Origin of the sequence: Streptosporangium album (assembly GCF_014203795.1) — a bacterium.
Classification (GTDB): Bacteria; Actinomycetota; Actinomycetes; order Streptosporangiales; family Streptosporangiaceae; genus Streptosporangium; species Streptosporangium album.
Map to the genome: position 1 here is coordinate 891242 of NZ_JACHJU010000002.1, position 22343 is coordinate 913584.

General features: G+C 70.5%; 22 protein-coding genes and 1 riboswitch. Of the genes, 15 read left to right on the forward strand and 7 right to left on the reverse strand.

Annotated features, from left to right (window positions below):
* Window positions 1–24 precede the first annotated feature (24 nt).
* From asnB to rpe, 3 genes are all read left to right on the forward strand, one after another.
* Window positions 25–1872: an asparagine synthase (glutamine-hydrolyzing) gene (gene asnB / locus FHR32_RS27955; protein WP_184757502.1), complete on the forward strand. Its 1848-nt coding sequence runs from the start codon at window positions 25–27 to the stop codon at window positions 1870–1872.
* A gap of 168 nt (window positions 1873–2040) precedes the next feature.
* Window positions 2041–2232 (forward strand): Sec-independent protein translocase subunit TatA, encoded by a 192-nt coding sequence (gene tatA / locus FHR32_RS27960; RefSeq protein ID WP_184757503.1) that lies wholly within the window; start codon window positions 2041–2043, stop codon window positions 2230–2232.
* Window positions 2233–2294: 62 nt separating this feature from the next.
* Window positions 2295–2951 (forward strand): ribulose-phosphate 3-epimerase, encoded by a 657-nt coding sequence (rpe, locus tag FHR32_RS27965; RefSeq protein WP_184757504.1) that lies wholly within the window; start codon window positions 2295–2297, stop codon window positions 2949–2951.
* Between the two features lie 52 nt (window positions 2952–3003).
* Here rpe and FHR32_RS27970 read toward each other — a convergent pair whose 3' ends face one another.
* The 5 genes from FHR32_RS27970 to FHR32_RS27990 all read right to left on the reverse strand — a co-directional run bounded on the left by FHR32_RS27970 (window position 3004) and on the right by FHR32_RS27990 (window position 8938).
* Window positions 3004–4038: an ABC transporter ATP-binding protein gene (locus FHR32_RS27970; protein ID WP_184757505.1), complete on the reverse strand. Its 1035-nt coding sequence runs from the start codon at window positions 4036–4038 to the stop codon at window positions 3004–3006.
* On the reverse strand, window positions 4035–5036 hold the full coding sequence (locus FHR32_RS27975) for an ABC transporter ATP-binding protein (protein ID WP_184757506.1): 1002 nt from the start codon (window positions 5034–5036) through the stop codon (window positions 4035–4037). Before FHR32_RS27975 ends, FHR32_RS27970 begins: the two co-directional genes overlap by 4 nt.
* 14 nt (window positions 5037–5050) lie before the next feature.
* Window positions 5051–6031: an ABC transporter permease gene (locus tag FHR32_RS27980; RefSeq protein ID WP_184757507.1), complete on the reverse strand. Its 981-nt coding sequence runs from the start codon at window positions 6029–6031 to the stop codon at window positions 5051–5053.
* A 106-nt stretch (window positions 6032–6137) separates the two neighbouring features.
* The gene (locus tag FHR32_RS27985) at window positions 6138–7919 is read right to left on the reverse strand and encodes an ABC transporter substrate-binding protein (RefSeq protein ID WP_184757508.1); all 1782 of its coding nucleotides are present in this window, start codon (window positions 7917–7919) and stop codon (window positions 6138–6140) included.
* Between the two features lie 17 nt (window positions 7920–7936).
* Window positions 7937–8938 (reverse strand): ABC transporter permease, encoded by a 1002-nt coding sequence (locus FHR32_RS27990; RefSeq protein WP_312882726.1) that lies wholly within the window; start codon window positions 8936–8938, stop codon window positions 7937–7939.
* A 234-nt stretch (window positions 8939–9172) separates the two neighbouring features.
* On the opposite strand from FHR32_RS27990, the gene FHR32_RS27995 reads away from it, so the two are divergent.
* From FHR32_RS27995 to FHR32_RS28030, 8 genes are all read left to right on the forward strand, one after another.
* Window positions 9173–10000: a transposase family protein gene (locus FHR32_RS27995; protein ID WP_184754848.1), complete on the forward strand. Its 828-nt coding sequence runs from the start codon at window positions 9173–9175 to the stop codon at window positions 9998–10000.
* Between the two features lie 268 nt (window positions 10001–10268).
* The gene (locus FHR32_RS28000) at window positions 10269–11096 is read left to right on the forward strand and encodes an oxygenase MpaB family protein (protein WP_184757510.1); all 828 of its coding nucleotides are present in this window, start codon (window positions 10269–10271) and stop codon (window positions 11094–11096) included.
* A gap of 106 nt (window positions 11097–11202) precedes the next feature.
* Window positions 11203–11333, forward strand: a riboswitch (FMN riboswitch).
* 123 nt (window positions 11334–11456) lie between these two features.
* Window positions 11457–12599 carry a bifunctional diaminohydroxyphosphoribosylaminopyrimidine deaminase/5-amino-6-(5-phosphoribosylamino)uracil reductase RibD gene (ribD, locus tag FHR32_RS28005; protein ID WP_312882727.1) on the forward strand — a complete coding sequence of 381 codons (1143 nt, stop codon included), beginning with the start codon at window positions 11457–11459 and terminating at the stop codon, window positions 12597–12599.
* Window positions 12600–13208 carry a riboflavin synthase gene (locus FHR32_RS28010; RefSeq protein WP_184757511.1) on the forward strand — a complete coding sequence of 203 codons (609 nt, stop codon included), beginning with the start codon at window positions 12600–12602 and terminating at the stop codon, window positions 13206–13208.
* Window positions 13205–13867: a nicotinamide mononucleotide transporter family protein gene (locus FHR32_RS28015; protein ID WP_184757512.1), complete on the forward strand. Its 663-nt coding sequence runs from the start codon at window positions 13205–13207 to the stop codon at window positions 13865–13867. The genes FHR32_RS28010 and FHR32_RS28015 overlap by 4 nt, the downstream gene beginning before the upstream one ends.
* Window positions 13864–15078: a bifunctional 3,4-dihydroxy-2-butanone-4-phosphate synthase/GTP cyclohydrolase II gene (locus FHR32_RS28020; RefSeq protein ID WP_184757513.1), complete on the forward strand. Its 1215-nt coding sequence runs from the start codon at window positions 13864–13866 to the stop codon at window positions 15076–15078. The genes FHR32_RS28015 and FHR32_RS28020 overlap by 4 nt, the downstream gene beginning before the upstream one ends.
* A gap of 55 nt (window positions 15079–15133) precedes the next feature.
* Window positions 15134–15604 (forward strand): 6,7-dimethyl-8-ribityllumazine synthase, encoded by a 471-nt coding sequence (gene ribH / locus FHR32_RS28025; protein WP_184757514.1) that lies wholly within the window; start codon window positions 15134–15136, stop codon window positions 15602–15604.
* A gap of 189 nt (window positions 15605–15793) precedes the next feature.
* Complete coding sequence (locus FHR32_RS28030; protein ID WP_184757515.1) at window positions 15794–16252, forward strand: PH domain-containing protein; 459 nt, start codon at window positions 15794–15796, stop codon at window positions 16250–16252.
* An 88-nt stretch (window positions 16253–16340) separates the two neighbouring features.
* Here the strand turns inward: FHR32_RS28030 and FHR32_RS28035 are convergent, their stop codons facing one another.
* Window positions 16341–17009, reverse strand: coding sequence for a potassium channel family protein (locus FHR32_RS28035; protein WP_184757516.1), 669 nt, complete (start codon window positions 17007–17009; stop codon window positions 16341–16343).
* Entirely contained in the window at window positions 17002–18342 is a 1341-nt protein-coding gene (locus tag FHR32_RS28040; RefSeq protein WP_184757517.1) for a TrkH family potassium uptake protein, read from the reverse strand. The genes FHR32_RS28035 and FHR32_RS28040 overlap by 8 nt, the downstream gene beginning before the upstream one ends.
* A 217-nt stretch (window positions 18343–18559) precedes the next feature.
* Between FHR32_RS28040 and FHR32_RS28045 the strand changes: the two genes are divergently transcribed.
* Genes FHR32_RS28045 through FHR32_RS28060 form a run of 4 tightly spaced genes read left to right on the forward strand, consistent with a single transcriptional unit; the run spans window position 18560 to window position 22244 of the window.
* Complete coding sequence (locus FHR32_RS28045; protein ID WP_376773398.1) at window positions 18560–19456, forward strand: AAA family ATPase; 897 nt, start codon at window positions 18560–18562, stop codon at window positions 19454–19456.
* The gene (locus FHR32_RS28050) at window positions 19440–20531 is read left to right on the forward strand and encodes a vWA domain-containing protein (protein WP_312882728.1); all 1092 of its coding nucleotides are present in this window, start codon (window positions 19440–19442) and stop codon (window positions 20529–20531) included. Before FHR32_RS28045 ends, FHR32_RS28050 begins: the two co-directional genes overlap by 17 nt.
* Window positions 20524–21630 (forward strand): XdhC family protein, encoded by a 1107-nt coding sequence (locus tag FHR32_RS28055; protein WP_184757518.1) that lies wholly within the window; start codon window positions 20524–20526, stop codon window positions 21628–21630. The genes FHR32_RS28050 and FHR32_RS28055 overlap by 8 nt, the downstream gene beginning before the upstream one ends.
* 20 nt (window positions 21631–21650) lie before the next feature.
* Window positions 21651–22244: a nucleotidyltransferase family protein gene (locus tag FHR32_RS28060; protein ID WP_184757867.1), complete on the forward strand. Its 594-nt coding sequence runs from the start codon at window positions 21651–21653 to the stop codon at window positions 22242–22244.
* Window positions 22245–22343: the final 99 nt, after the last annotated feature.

Genomic DNA, 22343 nt, shown 5'->3' on the forward strand with positions numbered 1-22343 from the left:
CTGGCGAGACGTGGGGGCGTCGACATGTGCGGAATCTCCGGCTGGGTGGACTTCGAACGCGACCTCGGGCAGGCGCGGGACATCGCGCAGGCCATGAGCGACACCATGGCCTGCCGCGGGCCGGACGACGAAGGGCTGTGGCTCGCCCCGCACGTCGCGCTGGGGCATCGCCGGCTCGCCATCATCGACATCGAGGGCGGCCGCCAGCCGATGGTCGCCGACGACGAGGACGGCCGGCCACTCGCCGTCCTCACCTACAGCGGTGAGGTCTACAACTTCGGCGAGCTCCGCTCCGAACTGGCCGCGCGCGGCCACCGTTTCCGCACCCGGAGCGACACCGAGGTGGTCGTACGGGCCTACCTCGAGTGGGGCGAGGATTTCGCCACCCGGCTGAACGGCATGTTCGCCTTCGCGATCTGGGACGTCCGCCGCGAGGAACTGCTGCTGGTACGTGACCGGATGGGCATCAAGCCCCTCTACTACCAGCCCACCCCGGCCGGCGTGCTGTTCGGCTCGGAACCCAAGGCCATCCTCGCCAACCCGCTCGCCCAGCCGCCCGTGGTCGACGCCGACGGGCTGCGCGAGCTGCTCTCCTTCGTCAAGACGCCCGAACACGGGATCTACCGGGGGATGTACGAGGTGCGTCCCGGCCAGTTCGTCCGGGTGAGCCGCGAAGGCCTGACCCGGCGCCGCTACTGGCGGCTGGAGTCGCACGAGCATGCCGACGATCTCGACACCACCGTCCGGACCGTGCGCGGGCTGCTGGACGACATCGTCGAGCGCCAGCTCATCTCCGACGTGCCGCTGTGCAGCCTGCTCTCCGGCGGCCTCGACTCCAGCGCCGTCACCGCGCTCGCCGCCAAAGCGCTGGAGGAGCACGGGGCGGGCAAGATCCGGTCGTTCGCCGTCGACTTCGCCGGCTACAGCGAGAACTTCGAACCCGACGAGATGCGCGACACCCCCGACACGCCGTACGTCCACGAGGTGGTGCGGCACGTCCACCCCGAGCACAGGGACATCGTCCTGGACTCCGCCGCCCTCATGGACCCGGCCGTGCGCACCGCGATCCTGCGGGCGCGCGACCTGCCGACCGGTATCGGTGACATGGACGCCTCGCTCTACCTGCTGTTCAAGGCCATCCGGGAGTACTCCACGGTGGCGCTGTCCGGGGAGTCCGCGGACGAGGTCTTCGGCGGCTACCGCTGGTTCCACGACCCCGAGACGGTCGGCGCCGACACCTTCCCGTGGCTGGCCACACCGGGGATCACGCTGTACGCCGGCCTGAGCGCGCTCCTCGACGACTCCCTGCTGAGCAAGCTCGACCTCCCCGCCTACAGGGCCGAGAGCTACCGGCAGGCGCTGGCAGAGGTGCCCCGGCTGCCGGGCGAGAGCGGTCTGGAGAGGCGCATGCGGGAGATCAGCTACCTGCACCTCACCCGGTTCGTACAGATCCTCCTCGACCGCAAGGACCGCATGAGCATGGCCGTCGGCCTGGAGGTCCGGGTGCCGTTCTGCGACCACCGGCTGGTGGAGTACGTCTTCAACGCCCCCTGGTCGATGAAGACCTTCGACGGCAAGGAGAAGAGCCTGCTGCGCGCCGCCGTGGCCGACCTCCTGCCGCGCTCGGTCCTGGAACGCCGCAAGAGCCCCTATCCCTCGACGCAGGATCCCGCCTACGGGCAGGCCCTGCGCGCGGAGGCGGCCCGGCTGCTCGACCGCGGGAACGTCGCCGCCGCGTCGCTGGTCGACCTGGAGAAGGTCAGGGCCATGCTGGCGCAGTCGACGGACGCCGGTGGGACCCGGGCGTCGCTGGAGCGGTTCCTCCAGCTCAACGCCTGGCTGGAGGACTATGGGGTTCAGATCAGCCTCTGATCTGCCACTGTGCGACTCCGTGCGACGTTTTCGCAGGTCACAAGTATGCTTGACGGTGCGCTGCGGTACGGTCCGCCGGTCTCCGGCCATTGGGGGCCGCGGGGACGGCGAGTTCGCCGACACCATCCGTGACCGTCGGCATCCGTGCCATCGAAAGGAGGTCGCCTCATGGCCGACCTGGGAATGCCGGAACTGCTCATCATCCTGGCGGTGTTCATCCTGCTCTTCGGCGCCAAGAAGCTGCCCGACACCGCCCGGTCACTCGGCCGCTCCCTGCGCGTCTTCAAGGCCGAGATCAGCAGGCCGGACGACGAGCAGCCGCCGCCCGCCCCGCCCGCCCCGCCCGCTCCGCACCCCTGACCCGCCCGCCTCGCCCACCGATGACGGGCCGCTGGAGGCCGCGCAATAGAATCAACCGCATCATGGCCGTACAGATCTCGCCCAGCATCCTGTCCGCCGACTTCGCCCGCCTCGCCGAGGCGGCCGCGGCGGTTCCCAACGCCGACTGGCTGCACGTGGACGTCATGGACAACCACTTCGTGCCCAACCTGACACTCGGCCTGCCGGTCGTTGAGTCCCTGCTCAAGGCCACCACGTTGCCGCTCGACTGCCACCTCATGATCGAGGATCCGGACCGCTGGGCCCCGTCCTACGCCGAGGCCGGGGCGGGCAGCGTGACCATCCACGCCGAGGCGGCCAAGGCCCCGATCCGCACCCTGCGTCAGATCCGCGCCGCCGGGGCGCGCTCCGGTCTCGCGCTGAACCCGGGCACCCCGGTCGAGCCGTACGAGGACCTGCTCGGTGAGATCGACATGCTGCTGCTGATGACCGTCGAGCCCGGGTTCGGGGGCCAGAAGTTCCTCGACGTGGTCCTCCCCAAGATCCACCGGGCCCGCCGGCTGATCGACAAGCACGGAGGCCAGGTCTGGCTGCAGGTGGACGGCGGGGTGTCGGACCACACCATCGAGCGCTGCGCCGAGGCCGGGGCCGACGTCTTCGTGGCGGGCAACGCCGTCTACGGCGCCGACGACCCGGCCATGGCGGTGGACAGCCTGCGGTCCATGGCCGAGAAGAGCTGACCTCTCCACGGCCCGGCTCCACGGCCCGGCGGAAAGATCCACAGAACACGCCTCAGGTGCGCAGGGCGGGGTCCAGCACCACGTCCCGCCCGTGCACGGTCGGCCGTTCGGGGAAGTGGCAGGCGGTCAGGTGCCCCTCCCGGCTGTCCTCCAGCCTGACCAGCGGGGGCTCCTCGGCCGCACACCGCTCCCGGGCCTTCCAGCAGCGGGTCCGGAACCGGCAGCCGGACGGCGGGTCGACCGGGGAGGGCACGTCCCCCGCCAGGCGGATGCGCTCGCGGGGCTCGGTGTCCGGGGTGGCCTCGGGCACCGCCGACAGCAGGGCGTGGGTGTAGGGGTGACGCGGGCCTGAGTAGACGGACTCCCGGTCGCCGATCTCGACGATCTTGCCGAGATACATCACCGCGACCCGCTGGGAGAAGTGCCTGACCACGGCCAGGTCGTGCGCGATGAACAGGAAGGCGATGCCCATCTCCTGCTGGAGCCGCCGGAGCAGGTTGACGACCTGCGCCTGGATCGAGACGTCCAGCGCCGAGACGGGCTCGTCGGCGATGATCAGCCTGGGGTTGAGGGAGAGCGCGCGGGCCACCCCGATGCGCTGGCGCTGGCCGCCGGAGAACTCGTGCGGGAAGCGGTTGTAGTGCTCGGGGTTGAGCCCGACGATCTCCAGCAGCTCCCTGACCCGCCTGTCCCGGCCCCCGGGCGGGTCGATGCCGTTGATCTCCATCGGGCCGCCGACGATGGTTCCCACGGTGTGCCGGGGGTTGAGCGAGGAGTAGGGATCCTGGAAGACCATCTGGATCTCGGTCCGGATCGGCTTCATTTCCCTGCGGGTCGCGTGGGTGATGTCCCGCCCGCCGTACCGGATGGCGCCGGCGGTCGGCTCCAGCAGCCGGGCGGCCAGTCGCCCGGTGGTGGACTTGCCGCAGCCCGACTCGCCCACCAGACCGAGGGTCTCGCCCGCGTGCACCGTCAGGTCGATGCCGTCCACCGCGTGGACCCGGCCGACCTGCCGTCTGAGGACGAGGCCGCCCGCCACGGGGAAGTGCTTCGTCAGCCCGGACATCTCGAGCAGCGGCTCACTCATGGGTGGATCTCCCGCTTCTGGGCGAGGGTCAGGTAACACGCGTCGCCGTGGCCGTGGTGCGGGGACAGCTCGGGCCGCTCCGCCTGGCAGATCCCGGGCCCGGCCAGCCTCACGTAGTCGCACCGGGGGTGGAACGGGCAGCCGGGAGGGACGTTGAGCATGCTCGGCGGGGTGCCGCGGACCGGCCGCAGCGGCACGTCCACCGGGGTGGTCAGCCGGGGCATGGAGGCCAGCAGCCCCCAGGTGTAGGGGTGGTGGGGCTCGTTCAGGACCTCCCTGACGGTGCCGCGCTCCACCGCCCGCCCGGCGTACATCACCAGCACCTCGTGCGCGGTGCTCGCCACCACGCCCAGGTCGTGGGTGATCAGCACGATGGAGGCGCCCGTCTCCTCCTGGAGGGCCTTGAGCAGGTCCAGGATCTGGGCCTGCACGGTCACGTCCAGCGCGGTGGTGGGTTCGTCGGCGATCAGCAGATCCGGGTCGCAGACCAGGGCCATCGCGATCATCGCGCGCTGGCGCATGCCCCCGGAGAACTGGTGGGGATGGTCGTCCACCCGGAGCCGGGGCTGCGGGATGCCGACCCGGGTGAGCATCTCGACCGCGCGGTCCCGGGCCTCGGCGCGGCTCGCTCCGGTGTGCTTGCGGTAGACCTCGCCGATCTGCCTGCCGATGGTGTGGTACGGCGAGAGCGAGGTCAGCGGGTCCTGGAAGATCATCGCGACCTTGTTGCCGCGCAGCCTCTCCATGGTGGGGCGCGAGGCGCCGATCAGCTCCTCGCCGTCCAGCAGGATCTCCCCGCCGACCTTGGTGGTCTCCGGGTTGTGCAGGCCGAGCACGGTCAGGTTGGTCACCGACTTGCCGGAGCCCGACTCGCCGACGATTCCCAGCGTGGTGCCCTTCTCCACGTCGAAGGAGAGCCCGTCCACGGCGTGGACGACACCGTCCTCGGTGTGGAAGTCGACGGTCAGGTCACGGACCGACAGGAACGGAGTTGGCACTTTTCTCAGGGCTCCTAGTTCAGCCGTACGCGGGGGTCGATGAAGGCGTACAGGATGTCCACCACGATGTTGAACACCACGATCGCCCCGGCCGCCACGAGCACCGTGGCCATGAGCATGGGCAGGTCGGACGAGGTGACGGCCCTGACGGACAGACGCCCGATCCCCTGCAGGCCGAAGGTCGTCTCGGTGATGATCGCGCCGCCGATCAGCGTGCCGAGGTCCACCCCGAAGATGGTGACGATGGGGATCAGGGTGCCGCGCAGGGCGAACCTCAGCACGACGGTCCGGCCCGGCATGCCCTTGGCCCGCGCGGTGCGGACGTAGTCCTCGCTGAGCTGCTCCACCATCGTCGAGCGGGTCATCCGGGTGTAGTTGGCGGTGAAGATGATCGCCAGCACGACCCAGGGCAGGAACAGCCCTCCGGCCCAGGCCATGGGGTTCTCGGTGAACGGCACGTAGGCGGGTTGGTCGAGGATGTTGTTCTTGTAGACCAGGAAGTACAGCGCGAGCGTGCCGACGAAGTAGATCTGCACGGACGCGCCGATCAGCGACGACACACTGGCGATCTTGTCCAGCGGCCTGCCCTGCCGCAGGGCGGCGACGATGCCGGTCGTCACGCCGAAGACGAGGAAGACGGCCGACGCGCCGATCGTGAGCGAGACGGTGACCGGGAGCCGGTCCAGGATCGTCTCCAGCACCGGTGCCCGGTTGACGAAGGAGTAGCCGAGACAGGGGGCGGGGCAGTGGCCCAGGCCCTCGTAGTCGCGACCGGCGAAGATGCCGCCCACCCAGCTCAGGAACTGGAGGAACAACGGCTGGTCCAGTCCCAGGTTGTGCCGTGCCTGCTCGAGCAGTTCGGGTGGGCAGACCTTGCCGCAGGCGAGCCGGGCGGGGTCGGCCGGCACGGCGAAGAAGAGGAAGAACGTCACGGCGGCGATGATCAGCAGGGTGACCACCGCGCCGACGGTACGGCGAGCGATGAATCGAAGCATTGCCTGGTTTCCCGACGGGTGGCTGGGGTCGCTGCGGGGGCGGGGCGCCCCCCTGAGCCGTGGTCTCACAGGGCGCGTGCCTGCGAGACCACGGCCGCTGGTGTCCCTACGGCTTCACGAAGATGGTGTTCGGCGAGACGATCCACTGCTGCGGGTCGATCTCGGCGCCGCCCACCTTGGAACCGTGGAGCATGTTGGCGATCCGGTTCTCGGCGACGACCAGCGGGGTGATCGTCTCCTGCACCTTCTTGTCCAGCGCCATCCACGCGGCGTTCGCCTCGTCGAGGTCGGTCATGGCGGTGATCTTCGCCATCTCCTTCTTGAGCGCCGGGTCGTTCAGGTGCGAGTAGTTGGACGCGCCGTCGGCGACGGGGCCGAAGATGACCGGCAGCACCGTGGAGCCGGACGGCCAGTCGGCGCCCCAGCCGCCCCAGTACATGTCGAACTCGTTCTTCACCAGGCCGATGGAGTCGTAGTAGGTCTTGCGGTCCAGTGGCTTGGCCACGACCTTGATCCCGGCCTTCTCCAGCGCGTTCTTGATCGCGACGGTGATCCGCTCCTGGAGCGGAGTCTGGTTGTAGGCGTAGACGATGGTCGGGGCCGGGTTGCTCGACTGGGCCAGCAGCTCCTTGGCCTTGGCGATGTCACCGCCGGGGTTGGCCTGCCTGCCGAACAGGTCGTAGGACGTGTAGCCGAGCGTGCTGTTCTCGTTGAGGATCGTGGTGGGCAGCGCGACCGCCGCGGGGCCGCCGTAGATCTGCTGGATCTGCTTGGACGGCCACGCGTAGTTGACGGCCTGGCGGATCTTGACGTCCTTCATCCGGTCGAGGTTGAAGTAGTAGTAGTTGCCGTAGGGCGACGGGCTTCTCATCAGGCGCGGGGTCAGGGCGGGGTCGCCCAGCACCTGCTGCAGCCGCTCCGGCGGGGTGGGCGAGTAGAAGGTGAACGCCGTCTTGTCCGGGCCGGCGTCCGCCATGAGGCGGTCGGTGACCTGCAGGGCCTCCTGACCGAACTCCAGGTGCCACGTGTCGGGGTAGCCACCGCGGATCGGGTCGGTGGCCGGGTCCCAGCTGGGGTTGCGCTCCAGATCCATCGACTTGTCCACCGCGTGCGCCTTGATGACGTACGGCCCGCTGGAGACGGGCTCCTGGTCGTACTTCTGCTTGGTGTCCCCGGCCTTGGAGACGATGCCGTAGCCGCCCATCGCCAGGGCGTAGTTGGCGTCGGCGTGCGGCGCCTTGAACCTGAAGACCACCGTCTTGTCGTCGGGGGTCTCGACGTTCTCCAGGTGCTTGCCGTCGTAGGGCCCCTGGTAGGCCTTCTTGTGGTCGACCTCGGTCAGCCACTGCTGGACGTAGGTCGGCCCCTGGGTGATGAACGGCGCGAACGTCCGCTCGATGGTCCACTTCACGTCCTGGGACGTGATCGGCGTGCCGTCCTGCCATTTCACGCCGTCCTTGAGGGTGAAGGTCCAGGTCCTGCCGCCGTCGGAGGGGGTGCCCGCGTCGGTGGCCAGGTCGCCCACCAGCTTGTAGTCGCCCTTGGCGACCCGCTTGTAGCCCGTCAGGGTGCGGGCGATCAGCAGTCCGAAGTTCGCCTCGGTGTTGCTGTAGACCTGCGCGGGGTCGAGGTGGGAGAAGTCGTCCCTGTCGATCATCGTGACGGCGCCGCCCCTGACGACGCCCTCGGGCTCGATGGCCGGCCCCTTGGAGTCGTCGGCGGTGCCGACCGTGATCGTCGGCGGCTTGTAGGGTTCGGCGCCGGCCTGGGCGCCGGGCCCACCGCTGGAGACGGCGGGGGCGCCCTGGTTGCCCTTGGCGCAGGCGCCGGTGAGTGCGAGAACGCCGATGGCCAGTACGGCCACCGCTGACCGCTTGCGGACTGTCATCTCTCTCCCGTTCGGAGTCAGTGCTTGATCTTGGGGTCGAAGGCGTCGCGGACCGAGTCGCCGAGCAGGTTGAACGCGATCACGAAGATCAGCAGGGCGGCGCCGGGGAAGATCAGGTAGGTGATGTCGTCCTGGTAGACCTCGGTGCCGCGCAGGAACATGCGGCCCCAGTCGGGGATGGGCTCGATCATCCCGATCCCGAGGAAGGAGAGCGCGGCCTCGGACGTCACCAGTGCGGGCAGCAGCAGCGTCGACTGGATCAGGATCGGCGTCCACAGGTTGGGCAGCAGCTCCCTGAACACGATCCGGGCGGAGGAGGCGCCGGTGACCCGGGCCGCGTCGACGAACTCGCGTTCGCGCAGGGAGAGCACCTGGCCGCGGAGCAGCCGGGCCAGTCCGGCCCACCCGAACACCGTCAGCGCGATCACGAGCGTCACGGCGCGCAGCCAGACGGGGGTCTCCTCGTCCGGCCTGACCATGAGGTTCTCCACCACCGGCATGAACGCGATGATGAAGAGCACGGAGGGGAAGGAGAGCACGACGTCGATCACGCGGCCGATGGCGTAGTCGGTCCTGCCTCCCGCGTAGCCGGCCACGATGCCGAGCACGATGCCGATCACCGTCGTCAGTGCCGTCGCGGTGACCGCGATCAGCAGGGAGGTCCGGATCCCGTAGACGAGCTGGGTGAACACGTCCCGTCCCAGGCCCGGTTCGACGCCGAACCAGAAATCCGCGCTGACGCCCCCGTTGGGCAGCACCGGATAGCCGTAATCGTTGAGCAGCCCGGGGCCGTCCTGGCCGTAGAGAATATAAGGGTCCTTTCCGTAGAGCCAGGAAATGATCGGCGCGGATATCGCGACCAGAAAGAATATGATCACCACCACGGCGGAGGCGACACCGGTCCGGTCGCGGCGGAAACGGAGCCACATCAACTGTCCGGGGGAGCGGCCCGCCGTTTCCGGTGCCCTCGCCGTTAACATCTCGCCGGCCGTACTCTCGGCTGGTGCGGGGATGGTCATCTTTCGGGCCCCCAACGAGCGCTGAAGCGGGATCTGGGGGAACCATCGCAAAACAATCCATGCAAATCAATGAGGTGATCTCAGCAAGATCAATAAGGGCGGTTGTGATTCGATGTCTTCAAAGCGACGCCGACAGACATGAATCGGGATGGATCGCGATCCCCCTGAAATAGGCGTGGAGCTTTCGGTAGAAGAGGTCTCACCACAAGTCTTCTTCAGCCCAGAAAGCCCCACGTGATCACCTATCGTGCCACGCTCGACGTCCCTCGGGAACTGGTTTGCCATCTCTCCCTGCTGCTGGCGGCCGAACGCCGCCGACTGGGCACCCGTTCGGGTTCCAGGGCTCTGACCTGTTTTGAGCAGGCGGTGATGGGATTGCGCTGGTTCCGCGACCGCACCGACCGGGCCGCCCTCGGCCGCGACCACGGCATCTCCCGCGCCACCGCCTACCGCTACATCGACGAGGTCATCGACGTCCTGGCCGACCAGGCACCCGACCTGCACCACGCCTTGCAACGCGCTGTCGACGAGGGCCTCACCCACCTGATCCTGGACGGCACCGTCATCGCCACCGACCGCTGCCGGGAGAAGACCATCAGCGTCAAAGGCGAACCCATCGACCTGTGGTACTCCGGAAAGGCCCACCACCACGGCGGCAACATCCAGGCCCTGTCCGCGCCCTGCGGCCTGCCGCTGTGGGTGTCCGAGGTCGAACCCGGATCGGTTCACGACCTGACCGCCGCCCGCGCACACGTCCTGGGAGCGTTGTACAAGGCCGCCGCCGACGGGCTGCCCACCTTGGCCGACTCCGGCTACGACGGCGCCGGCATCGGCATTCTCACCCCGGTCAAACAACCCTCCGACGGCCGGCCCCTCGACCTCGACACCCGCACCCGCAACGCACTCCTGCGCGCCCTGCGCTGCCTGGGAGAACGAGGCTTCGCCCTGCTCACACAACGCTGGCGCACCCTCCAGCGCATCACCGCCAGCCCCAGCAGAATCGGCGACATCGTCAAAGCCGCGCTCGTTCTCACCCATTTCGAACACGGCTACTTGAAATGAAAGTCGCTGAGATCACCTCAATGGTCCGGCCATTTATTCTTTTTTTGTTGTGTAATATCGATCGGCTTGTGGCTGTAATTCCGTTGACCTCCCCCGGGGGGCGGGTAGGATAATGGAATCCCCCGAAATTCGATATTCACGGTTCTGTGACAGGCTGATGACGCATTCATGACGGTGCATTCCGATATCGCAGCCCGTGTCAAGGTCTGCGGGATGTGTGGCCGTCCGCCCGACGGGGTAGTTCAGGCACGTGCGAGGGAGGTGGCGCATGGACCACGGGCTGTTCGGGCCGGGTTCGGTGACCTGGCGGGTGATGGGGGAGCCGATCCTGCTGGTCGGGGGGTTCCGGGCGCTCCTCATGCAGGGACTCCACCCCCGGGCGATGCGCGGGGTCGCCCAGAACTCCTCGCTCATGGACCCGGCCGAGTCGTGGTCGCGTTTCCTGCGCACCACCGAGTTCGTCCGCGTGCGCACCTACGGCACCAGCGCCGAGGTCGCCGCCGCCGGCGCCCGGGTCAAGAAGATCCACTCCCGTCTCACCGCCTTCGACCCCGACACCGGCGAGCGTTTCCGCCTCGACGACCCCGGCGCGCTCCTGTGGGTCCACGTCGGCGAGGTCGACTCCTATCTGTCGGTGGCCCGGCGGGCGGGGGTGCGCCTGACCGACGAGGAGGCCGACCGGTTCGTGCACGAGTGGCGGCGTGCCGCCGAGGTGGTCGGCCTGCGCCCCGACGACGTGCCCGGTTCGGTCGGCGAGATGCGCGACTACATCCAGGGGTGCCGTCCCGGCCTCTATTTCGCCCCCGAGGTGCCCCACCCGATGCGCCAGTCCCTCAGTCAGTCCCTCAACGCGCCGCTCCCGCCGTACCTGCTCCCGCTCAAGCCGGTCATCCCGATGCTGACCGTGCTGGCCTTCGCGACCCTGCCGCGCTGGGCACGCAGGCTGTACGGCCTGCCCGCGACGCCGCTCGGCGACCTGTGGGCGACGGTCACGCTGAAGGCCCTGCAGACCGGGATCGGCCTGGTGCCCGCCCCGGTCAGGTACAGCCCGGCCGCCCGCAGGGCTCGGCAGGTGACGGCCGACCAGGCCGCGTGACCTCGCGGAACGCCGGTAGACCCAGGGGGGTGTTCCCTCGGTTGCCGGTCATGGCACACTGATGTATGGGAAGCGAGCCCTCTGGGCGAGCGACCCGTCAGGCAAACAGCGTGCTCCGGGGTCGGTGAAAGTCCGAACCGGCGGTTACAGTCCGCGACCCGGTCGAATCCATCGACCGGTTGACCCGGTGAAATTCCGGGACCGACGGTTAAAGTCCGGATGGGAGGCAGCGCGCGAACGGAGAGTGTCTTCGGGCACCCTTCCGTTAGAAGGGTGTGCACAGACCGGAAGGGTGTGCACACACCTGTGATCCCCCGGGGCCCGCCGTGGCAAGAAGCTACTGGCGAGTAGGAGACCCGGGTGACTGATCAGGCGCACATGCGCCGGGCGATCGACCTCGCCGCGCACGGACGCGGCGCCACCAGCCCCAACCCCGTCGTCGGATGCGTGATCCTCGACGCCTCCGGGCAGGTCGCGGGAGAGGGATTCCACGCCTACGCCGGCGGCCCGCACGCCGAGGTGGTCGCGCTGCGCGCCGCCGGGGAGCGCGCCAGGGGCGGCACCGCGTACGTCACCCTCGAACCCTGCGACCACACCGGCCGCACCGGGCCCTGCGCGCTCGCCCTGCTGGAGGCCGGGGTCGCCCGCGTCGTCGTCGCGGTGAGCGACCCCAACCCCACGGCGGCCGGCGGCGCCGACCGTCTCCGGCGGCACGGCGTCACCGTCGAGACCGGCCTGCTCGCGGAGGAGGCCGGACGCGGCAACGCCGAGTGGCTGACCTCCGTCCGTCTCGGCCGGCCGCACGTCACCTGGAAGTACGCCGCGACGCTGGACGGCCGTTCGGCCGCCGCGGACGGCACCAGCCAGTGGATCACCTCGCCCGAGTCCCGCGCCGACGTGCACCGCCTGCGCGGCGAGGCCGGCGCGATCGTCGCGGGCATCGGCACCGTCCTCGCCGACGACCCCCGCCTCACCGTCCGCCGCCCGGCCGCGGAGGATTCGCCCGCCGGCGTGGATCCCGCTCTCCCACCCGCGGACGGCGCTCCCGCCATGAGGCCGCCGCTCCGCGTGGTCGTGGACAGCGACGCCAGGACCCCGCTCACCGCCCGCGTCCTGGACGGCCGCGCGCCGACGCTGGTGGCCGTCGCCGCCGACGCCGACGCCGGTGCGCTCGCCGCCAGAACCGAGGTGGTACGGCTGGCACGGCGGCGGCCGTACGGGATCGACCTGGCGGGACTCCTGTCCGAGCTGCATCGCCGTCAGATCGTCAGCGTGCTGCTGGAAGGCGGACCGGCCCTCGCCGGTTCGTTCCTGCGGGAGGGCCTGATCGACCGGGTCGTCGGCTATCTCGCTCCGGCACTGCTGGGCGCGGGAGCCGCCGCGCTCGGCCCGGCGGGCGTCGCCACGATCGCCGAGACCCACCGCCTGGAGTTCGAGGATGTCACCCCCACCGGACCGGACCTGCGTCTGACCGCCCGGCCGGTACCCCTTAAGGAGATGTGAGTGTTCACCGGAATCGTCGAGGAACTGGGCGAGATCGCCGCGATCGAGCCGCTACGGGACGCGGCCCGGATGTCGATCCGCGGGAAGGTCGTCACGGCCGACGCCGGGCACGGCGACTCGATCGCCGTCAACGGCGTCTGCCTGACCGTGGTGGAGGTGGACGGTGAGATGTTCACCGCCGACGTGATGAAGGAGACCCTGGACCGCAGCTGCCTGGGGGCGCTCCGGCCTGGCTCGCGGGTCAACCTGGAGCGTGCGGTCCGCGCCGATGCGCGGCTGGGCGGCCACATCGTGCAGGGCCACGTGGACGGGACCGGCGTGCTGCTGTCGCGCGAACCCGACGAGCACTGGGAGATGGTCCGGATCTCGCTCCCGGCCGAGCTGGACCGCTACGTGGTCGAGAAGGGCTCGATCGCGGTGGACGGCATCAGCCTGACCGTGGTCGGGGTGGACGGCGGCGGATTCGCCGTCAGCCTCATCCCGACCACCCTGCGGATGACCACCCTCGGCGCCAAGCAGCCGGGAGACCCGGTGAACCTCGAGGTCGACGTGATCGCCAAGCACGTGGAGAAGCTCGTGGGCTCATACATACCGGGGGCCGGCCGGTGAACTGGGCCGAAGCGGGCTTCGAGGCATTCGGGACCAAGGTCCTCTGGACGGACCTGGCCGGAAACGCGGCCGCCCTGTCCACCGTACTGCTGGCCATCCGCAAGTCGATCTGGACCTGGCCGGTGCAGCTCACCGGCTCGGTGCTGCTGTTCATCGCCTCGATCAACGCGCACTTCACCGGCAACGCGCTCAAGCAGTTCATGTTCGGCGCCCTGGCCGTCTACGGCTGGTGGCGCTGGACGCGCGGCACCCAGGACGGCCGGGAGCTGGCCGTGCGCCCCGCGACGACCCTCGAGCGGTCCGGGCTGGTCGGGATCATGCTTCTGGGCACGCTCGCGGTCGCTGTGATCTTCTTCGTTACCAAGCTGTCCTGGGGTGCCTCCATCCCGCCGCCCAAGGGCTACTTCCTCGTCCTGGCCGACGCCTACATCTTCGTCGGCAGCGCGGTCGCCACCTGGGCCCAGGGTCAGGCGCTGGTCGACTTCTGGCTGATCTGGATCGCCGTCGACCTGATCGGCGTGCCGCTGGCCTTCAGCTCGGGGCTGGTCGTCTCCGGGGCGGTGTACGGGGTGTTCTTCGTGCTCGTCCTGGTCGGATTCTTCAACTGGCTGAAGGAGTACCGGTCGAGGGCCGTGCTCATCCCCGAGGAGGCAGTGTGACCCGCCTGGATTCGATCGACAGGGCGATCGCCGACATCCGCGACGGCCGGCCCGTCGTGGTCGTCGACGACGAGAACCGCGAGAACGAGGGCGACATCATCTTCGCCGCGGCGAAGGCCACGCCGGAGCTGCTGGCCTTCACCGTCCGCCACACCAGCGGCGTGATCTGCGTGTCGATGCCCGGAGAGGACCTCGACCGGCTCGGCCTGCCGCTGATGGTCCACGACAACAGGGAACGGCTCCGCACCGCCTACACGGTCAGTGTGGACGCCCGCGACGGGGTGAGCACCGGCATCTCGGCGTCGGACCGGGCCCGGACCATCCGGACCCTGTGCGACTCGGCGACCGAGCCGTTCGAGCTGGTACGGCCCGGCCACGTGTTCCCGCTCCGCTACCGCACCGGCGGCGTGCTGGCCCGGCGCGGCCACACCGAGGCGGCCGTCGACCTGGCCAGACTCGCCGGGCTGAGCCCCGCGGGCGGGCTCGCGGAGGTCGTCAACGACGACGGGACCATGAAGCGGCTGCCGGAGCTGCGCCGGTTCTGTGACGAGCACGATCTGGCGCTGGTCTCGATCGAGCAGCTCGTGGAGTTCAGGCGCCGCAGCGAGCAGATGGTGACCCGGGTCGCCGAGACGCGCCTGCCCAACAAGTACGGGATGTGGCGTGCCTACGGCTACGCGAGCGCACTGGACGGCGGCGAGCACCTGACGCTGGTCTGCGGCGACATCGAGGACGGGGAGAACATCCTGGTCCGGGCGCACTCCGAGTGCCTGACCGGCGACGTGTTCGGGTCACTGCGATGCGACTGCGGGGTCCAGCTCGACCACGCGATGGCGACGATCGCCGCCGAGGGCCGGGGTGTGGTCGTCTACCTGCGCGGGCACGAGGGACGCGGGATCGGCCTGCTGGCCAAGCTCAAGGCGTACAGCCTGCAGGACGACGGCAGGGACACCGTTGACGCGAACCTGGAGCTCGGGCTGCCGGTGGACGCCCGGGAGTTCTCCAACGCCGCGCAGATCCTCGCCGACCTCGGCGTGAAGTCGGTCCGGCTGCTGACCAACAACCCGGCCAAGCTGCGCGGCATGGACGGCTACGGCATCAAGGTGCTCGGCCGCGAGCCGATGCCGGTGTCGACGAACCCCTACAACGAGAAGTATCTGCAGGCCAAGCGCGAGCGTCTCGGCCACGACATCCACGAGGAGAAGCCATGATCGAGCGCGATGGCGGACGGGCGGCGCACTGCGGCCCGCTGGGAGGAGGGCCCACATGAGCGGCACCGGACGGCCGGCGGCCTCGGCGGTCGAGGCCGCGGGGCTGACCGTCGGCATCGTCGCCGCCCGCTGGCACGAGGAGATCACCGACCAGCTGGTGGCCCGGGCCGTACAGGCCGCCGGTGACAGCGGCGCCGCCGCGACCGTGGTCCGCGTGGCCGGGACCCTGGAGATCCCGGTCGTGGTCCAGACCCTGGCCAGGCGGTATGACGCGGTCGTCGCCCTCGGGGCCGTGATCCGGGGGGAGACCGCCCACTTCCACTATGTCTGCGACTCGGTGACCTCGGGCCTGACCCGGATCTCCCTCGACGAGGAGACCCCGGTCGGCAACGGCGTGCTGACCTGCGACTCCCTCGACCAGGCCGTCGACCGTTCCGGGCTGCCGGGCAGCCACGAGGACAAGGGCTACGAGGCGACCCTGGCCGCCCTGGAGACCGCCCTGCTGCTGAAAGACCTCCGGGACTGACCGGGGTCCGGCACCCTTCCCGGCCGCACCGCACGACGCCCGCCGCGCTCCGCGGCGGGCGGGGGGGAGGACCCCGATCCCCGGCGGAGTCGGGGGGCGGCAAGGTGGTGCGGTAAATTTCATTCGGCACTGTGTCGGCCGTCACACGGGTTGTGACCGGCGGTTTTCCCGAAGGATCGTGATCTTCAAGTGAACCCCGAGAGCGTCTCTCCGCCCGAGCTGCCCGTGGTGTGGCGGCCCCAGAAGGGCCGGATCGTGGCGTACGGCTTCGCTGCGGCGATCATGCTGGGTGCGCTGCTGCTGGCGATCTTCCTGCCCCCGCCGTTCAGCCTGCCCGACAAGGTCGGCATGGTCGTGCTCGGCGCGTTGATCGCCGGGGTGCTGCACCTGCTGGGGCGCTGCCGGGTGGAGGCGGACGAGCAGGGGATCACCGTGGTCAACGCGTTGCGGGTGCACCGTTACGAATGGCCGGAGGTGCTGGGGGTCACGCTGGGCCAGAGCGAGCCCTGGGCGAAGATCGACTTCACGGACGGGGCGACGATCGGGGCCATGGGACTGCAGGGATCGGAGAAGGGACGGACCGTGCAGCAGGTGCGCGAGCTCGCCGCCCTCATCCGCCAGCGCGGTGAGGCCGAGGAGACCCGTTAGGCCCGCCCGCTGGGCGGGCGTCTGCGGGCCGCCGCTCTGCCGTGTGCCCGGTGGCGGAGCCGTTCTCCTGGACGGGCACCCGGCGGCCTCAGGTCTCCTCGGCGAACCGCTCGGTCTTGTCGGTCTCGCCCGCGACGAGCAGCGTGTCGCCGCTGTTGACGACCGTGTCGGAGGTGGCGTAGGTGAACCTGCCGCCGGGCTGCTTGATCCCGACCACGGTCACCCCGTACTTCTTGCGGATGCCCAGCTCGCCCAGCGTCCTGCCGTCCGCCCACCGGGGTGCCTTGGTCTTGACCAGGGCGTAGTTGTCGTCCACCTCGACGTAGTCGAGCATCCGGCCGGTGACCAGGTGCGCGACCCGCTCGCCCATGTCGTGCTCGGGCTGCACCACGTGGTGGGCGCCGACCCGTTCCAGGATCCGGCTGTGCTGGAGGCTGATCGCCTTGGCCCAGATGTCGGGCACGCCGAGATCGGCCAGGATCGAGGTGGTCAGGATGCTCGCCTCGATGTCGGTGCCGATGCCGACCACGGCCCGGCCGAACTCGGCGACCCCCAGCTGGGTGAGCGCGTCGGGGTCGGTGGAGTCGGCGCAGACCACATGGGTGAGCCGCCCGGAGAACTCCTGGACGTTCTTGGCGTCGCGGTCCACCCCCAGCACCTCGATGTCACGCCCCACCAGCTCCGCCGCCAGCGCGCCGCCGAACCGGCCCAGGCCGATCACCACGACCGCCTCGTCACGGCTCTTCTTGTCAGCCAACTAAAGGACGCTCCTCCGGATAGCGGAACCTACGGGTCTGGACGTGCAGCGCCAGCGCGGCGCCGAGGGTCACCGGCCCGAGCCGGCCGACGAGCATCAGGGCCGTCAGGGTCAGACGCCCGGCGGTGCCGACGTCAGAGGTGATCCCCGTCGACAGCCCGACCGTGCCGAACGCGGAGATCACCTCGAACAGTACGCGGTCGAGCTTGAACGGGGTGACCATCATCATGATGAAGGTTCCGGCGGCGACCGAGGCCACGCTGAGCAGGGCGATGGTCAGCGCCTGCCGCTGGAGCTGCTCGGGGATGCGGCGCCGCCCCGACGTGACGTCGGGCTCGCCGCGCAGCTCGGCCAGGATGACGTAGCCGAGCAGCGCGAACGTCGTCACCTTGATGCCACCGCCGGTGCTCGCACTGCCCGCGCCGACGAACATCAGCATGTCGCTGACCAGCCAGGTGTTCTCGTTCATCTGGGAGACGTCGACGGAGTTCATGCCGCCGCTGCGGGTCATGGCGCTGTGGAAGAACCCGGCCAGCACGCGCAGTCCCGGGGAGAGGCCGCCCAGCGTGTGGGGGTTGCCCCACTCGATGGCGGTGACGGCCGTCGTCCCGGCGGACAGCAGGACGGCGGTCATCCCCAGCGTGATCTTGGTGTGCAGCGACCAGCGTGACGGGCGACGCCAGCTCTGCCGGAGCACGGCGTAGACCGGGAAGCCGAGCCCGCCGGAGACCACCGCCAGCGCGAGGGGGAGGCAGACCCACGGGTCGGTGACGAACCGTGTCATGCTGTCCGGCCAGAGCGCGAACCCGGCGTTGGTGAACGCCGAGACCGCGTGGAAGATCCCGAGATAGGCGGCACGGCCGAGTGGCTCGCCGTACTCGGTGACGAAGCGCGCGGCGAGCACCACGGCGGTCGCCGCCTCCACCGCCAGCGTGACCTTGGCGACACCCGCGATCATCCGGCGGACGTCACCGTGGCCGAAGGTCTTGGTCTCGGCCTGGGTGTTGAGCCGGGCGCGCAGGCCGAGCTTGCCGGAGACGACCATCGCGAGGATCGAGGCGAGCGTCATGATCCCGAAGCCGCCGATCTGCATCAGCACCAGGATCACCGTCTCGCCGAAGAACGTCCAGTGTGTCGCCGTGTCGTGCACGGCGAGGCCGGTGACACACACCGCCGAGGCCGCGGTGAACAGGGCGGAGGTCCATGACGCCTCCTGGCCCGCCTCGACCGCGACGGGCAGCGACAACAACGCCGAGCCGCCGAGGACCACCGCCAGGAAGGCGGCGACCACGGCGCGCGACGGGGTGTTGATCTGCCGGACCAGGTTCCTCACAGACGGTGAGAATAGCCCGTCCGGAACCGGGCCTTTCGCCGCGCCCTCGACAGGCCCGGCTGCGCGGGCGGCGAGGTCCACGAGGGGGTGCCGGGCCGGCGGGACGGCGCCTCGCGGAGCCCGCGATCCACCTGGCCGGGTCCGTGGCCCACCGCCCACCCGATCCCTGTCACTGTCCGCCGATTCCGGATCGGCCGTCCGGGCGTAACCTGAGGTGGTGGTGAGGCAGACGATCGAGGCATCGGATGTGGGCTCGCCCGGGGAGCTGGCGGAGCTGCTCGACCGGCACGCGTACCTCGCCGGTGAGGGACTGGCCACGGCGGCGTTCCTGGCGCTGCGGATGGGCCGCCCCCTGCTGCTCGAAGGTGAGGCCGGGGTAGGCAAGACCGAGCTGGCCAGGACCCTGGCGGCGGTGCTGGGCGCGCCGCTGATCCGGCTGCAGTGCTACGAGGGTCTCGACGGCCCTCAGGTGCTCTACGACTGGGACTTCGCCCGTCAGCTCCTGCACCTCAAGGCGGCCGAGGCCGGCGGGCTCACCGACCCGGCCCGGCTGGAGGGCGAGGTCTACGACCGGCGGTTTCTCATCGCCCGGCCGCTGCTGCGGGCCATCGAGACCCAGCCCAGCGTGCTGCTGATCGACGAGATCGACCGGGCCGACGTGGAGTTCGAGGCCATCCTGCTGGAGGTCCTCTCGGACTTCGCCATCTCCATCCCCGAGCTCGGCACGATCCGCGCCGAGCGGCCCCCGGTGGTCGTGCTGACCTCCAACCGCACCCGTGAGGTGCACGACGCGCTCAAACGGCGCTGCCTCTACCACTGGCTGGAGCATCCCTCCTTCGACCGGGAGGTGGCGATCCTGCTGCGGCGCCTGCCCTCCTGCTCCGAGACCCTCGCCGAGCAGGTCGCCAAGTCGGCCGGGCGGCTCCGCGAGGCCGGCCTCGTCAAGCCGCCCGGGATCGCCGAGACCATCGACTGGACCGAGGCGCTGCTGACCCTCGGCGCGCGCGAGCTGGACCCCGACCTGGCCGCGGCCACGCTGGGAGCTCTGCTCAAGCACCGCGAGGACCACGAGGCCGTGCTCGGGAACGGGTTCTTCGGTGACCTCCGCGGCTGAGGACCTGGTCGCCGTCATGACCGGATTCGCCAGGACGCTGCGCGCCGCCGGGGTCCCCGCCGACCATGAGAGGATTCAGGGCCTGCTGCGCGCACTGGCGCACCTGGACGCGGCCGAGCCCCGCGACGTCTACTGGGCGGGCCGGTTCACCCTGTGCGCCTCGGCGGACGACCTGCCCCGCTACGACCGGGTCTTCCACGCCTACTTCGGCGGGTTGCGCGCGGGCCGCCGGCAACCGGCCGCGGTCACCGTCACCCGCCACACCGTCGGCATGTTCACCGCACCCGGCCGCGACGACGGCCCCGCTCCGGTGGCCAGCGCCGGATCGGCGGAGGTGCTGCGCAACCGGGACGTGGCCAAGATGACCGGGACCGAGCTGGCCGAGGTGCACCGGCTGCTCGCCCTGTTCCGGGCGGGGCGCGAGCAGCGCAGGTCGCGGCGGCTGCGGCCCTCGCACCGGGGACGGCTGGACAGCAGGGCGACGATCCGTGAGGCCCTGCGGCGCGGTGGGGAGACCGCCCGTCTCCGTTACCGCGTGCCCCGCACCAGGCCCCGCAGGGTCGTGCTGCTGGTGGACGTCAGCGGCTCGATGACCCCCTACGCCGACACGCTGCTCCGCCTGGCCCACGCGCTCGTCCGGTGCGAGCCCCGGGCCACCGAGGTGTTCAGCGCGGGCACCCGGCTCACCCGGATCACCGCCGAGCTGCGTCACCGCGACCCGGCCACCGCGATGGACGCCGTCTCACGAGCCATCCCCGACTGGAGTGGCGGCACCCGGCTGGGCGAGGAGCTCCGGAGGTTCCTGGCGCTGAACGACGCACGGGGGGCGGTGGTGGTGATCGCCTCCGACGGGTGGGAACGCGGCGACGTCTCGCTGCTCGGCGCGGAGATGGCCCGGCTGTCCCGGATGGCGCACCGGGTGATCTGGGTGAACCCCCACAAGGGGCAGGAAGGCTACCAGCCGCTCACCGCGGGGATGCGCGCCGCGCTGCCCCACATCGACGACTTCGTGGCCGGGCACAGCCTGGCCGCGTTCGAGGAACTGGCCGGACTGCTGGGAGAGACACATGCGTGACGTGCTGTCACAGATCGTGCGGTGGTGGGAGTCCGGGCAGACATTCGGTCTGGCCACCGTCGTGAACACCTTCCGCAGCGCGCCCCGCCCGCCGGGCGCGTCCATGGCGGTGCTCGGCGAGGAGGCGGAGGGCAGCGTGTCGGGCGGCTGCGTCGAGGGGGCCGTCTACGAACTGGCCCAGGAGGTGGTCGCCTCCGGGACCCCGGTCCTGCAGCGGTACGGCGTGAGCGACGACGACGCCTTCTCGGCCGGCCTGACCTGCGGGGGCATCCTGGACGTGTTCGTCGAGCCGGTCTCGCGCGAGACGTTCCCCGAGCTGGGGGCGGTCGCCGGATCGGTGCGGGAACGTGAGCCGGTGGCGGTGGCGACCGTGCTGTCCGGGCCGGGTGTCGTCGGCGCCCGCAGGATCGTCTGGCCGGGCCGTTCCTCAGGCTCGCTGGGCGTCGCCCGCCTGGACGAGGCGGTCGACGACGACGTGCGCGGCATGCTCGCGCAGGGGCTCACCGGGGTCCGGCGGTACGGCTCGCACGGTGAGCGGCGGCTCGACGAGCTGTCGATCTTCGTGCACTCCTTCGCCCCACCTCCCCGGATGCTGGTCTTCGGCGCGATCGACTTCGCCGCGGCGGTGGCCAGGGTCGGCAAGTTCCTCGGCTACCACGTGGTCGTGTGCGACGCCCGCCCGGTCTTCGCCACGGCCAAGCGCTTCCCCGACGCCGACGAGGTGATCGTCAAATGGCCGCACGACTACCTGACCTCGACCACCGTGGACGAGCGGACCGCGATCTGCGTCCTCACCCACGATCCCCGGTTCGACGTCCCCCTGCTGGAGGTGGCCCTGCGGACCTCCGCGGGGTACGTCGGGGCGATGGGCTCGCGCCGTACCCACGAGGACCGGCTGACACGGCTGCGTGAGGCGGGCCTGGAGGAGGCCGAGCTGAAGCGGCTCCGCTCGCCGATCGGGCTGGACCTGGGTGCGCGGACCCCCGAGGAGACCGCCGTCTCCATCGCCGCCGAGCTGATCCAGCTCCGCTGGGGCGGCTCGGGGCGGCCCCTCACCGACGGCTCCGGCCGGATCCACGGAGACGGGACCCAGGCGTGATCACACGGGCGGAGGCGTCCATGCGGGTGGCGAGCGCGGGGCTCCTGCTGGCGGCCGGATCGGGCTCGCGGCTCGGCACGCCGAAGGCGCTGGTGGAGTTCCGCGGGGAGCGGCTGGTGGACCACGGAGTCCGGCTGCTCCGCGACGGCGGCTGCCATCCCGTGGTCGTCGTGCTCGGGGCCGCCACCGCGCAGGTGCGCGGAGCGGTGGCCGTGCGCAACCCGCTGTGGCACTCGGGGATGGGCTCCTCGCTGCGCGTCGGGCTGGCCGCGCTCTCCGATGAGGTGGAACGTGTGGTGATCGCCCTGGTCGACCAGCCGTTCATCGGCCCGCGGGCGGTGGAGCGGCTGATCGGCGCGGCCCGGGACGGCGCCTCGGTCGCCGTCGCGACCTACGGGGGAGCGCCGAGGAACCCGGTGCTGATCGCCAGGGAGCACTTCGAGGAGGTCGCCGCCCTCGCGACCGGCGACGTCGGCGCCCGGCCGTTCCTCCGGGCCCACCCGGAGCTGGTCGTCGAGGTGCCCTGCGACGATGTCGGCGACCCCGCCGACATCGACACCCCGGCGGACCTGTCCGCCCTGCGCGAGACAGGGGCCCGGCCGGAGGTGCGGTGAGCCGGCAGGCACCCCACCGCTCCGGTGTCCCCGTAGCTCAGGGTAACGTTCGAGTGACGATACGTCTGAGTGCCGACCATGGCGTGGGCTTCTGCCCGC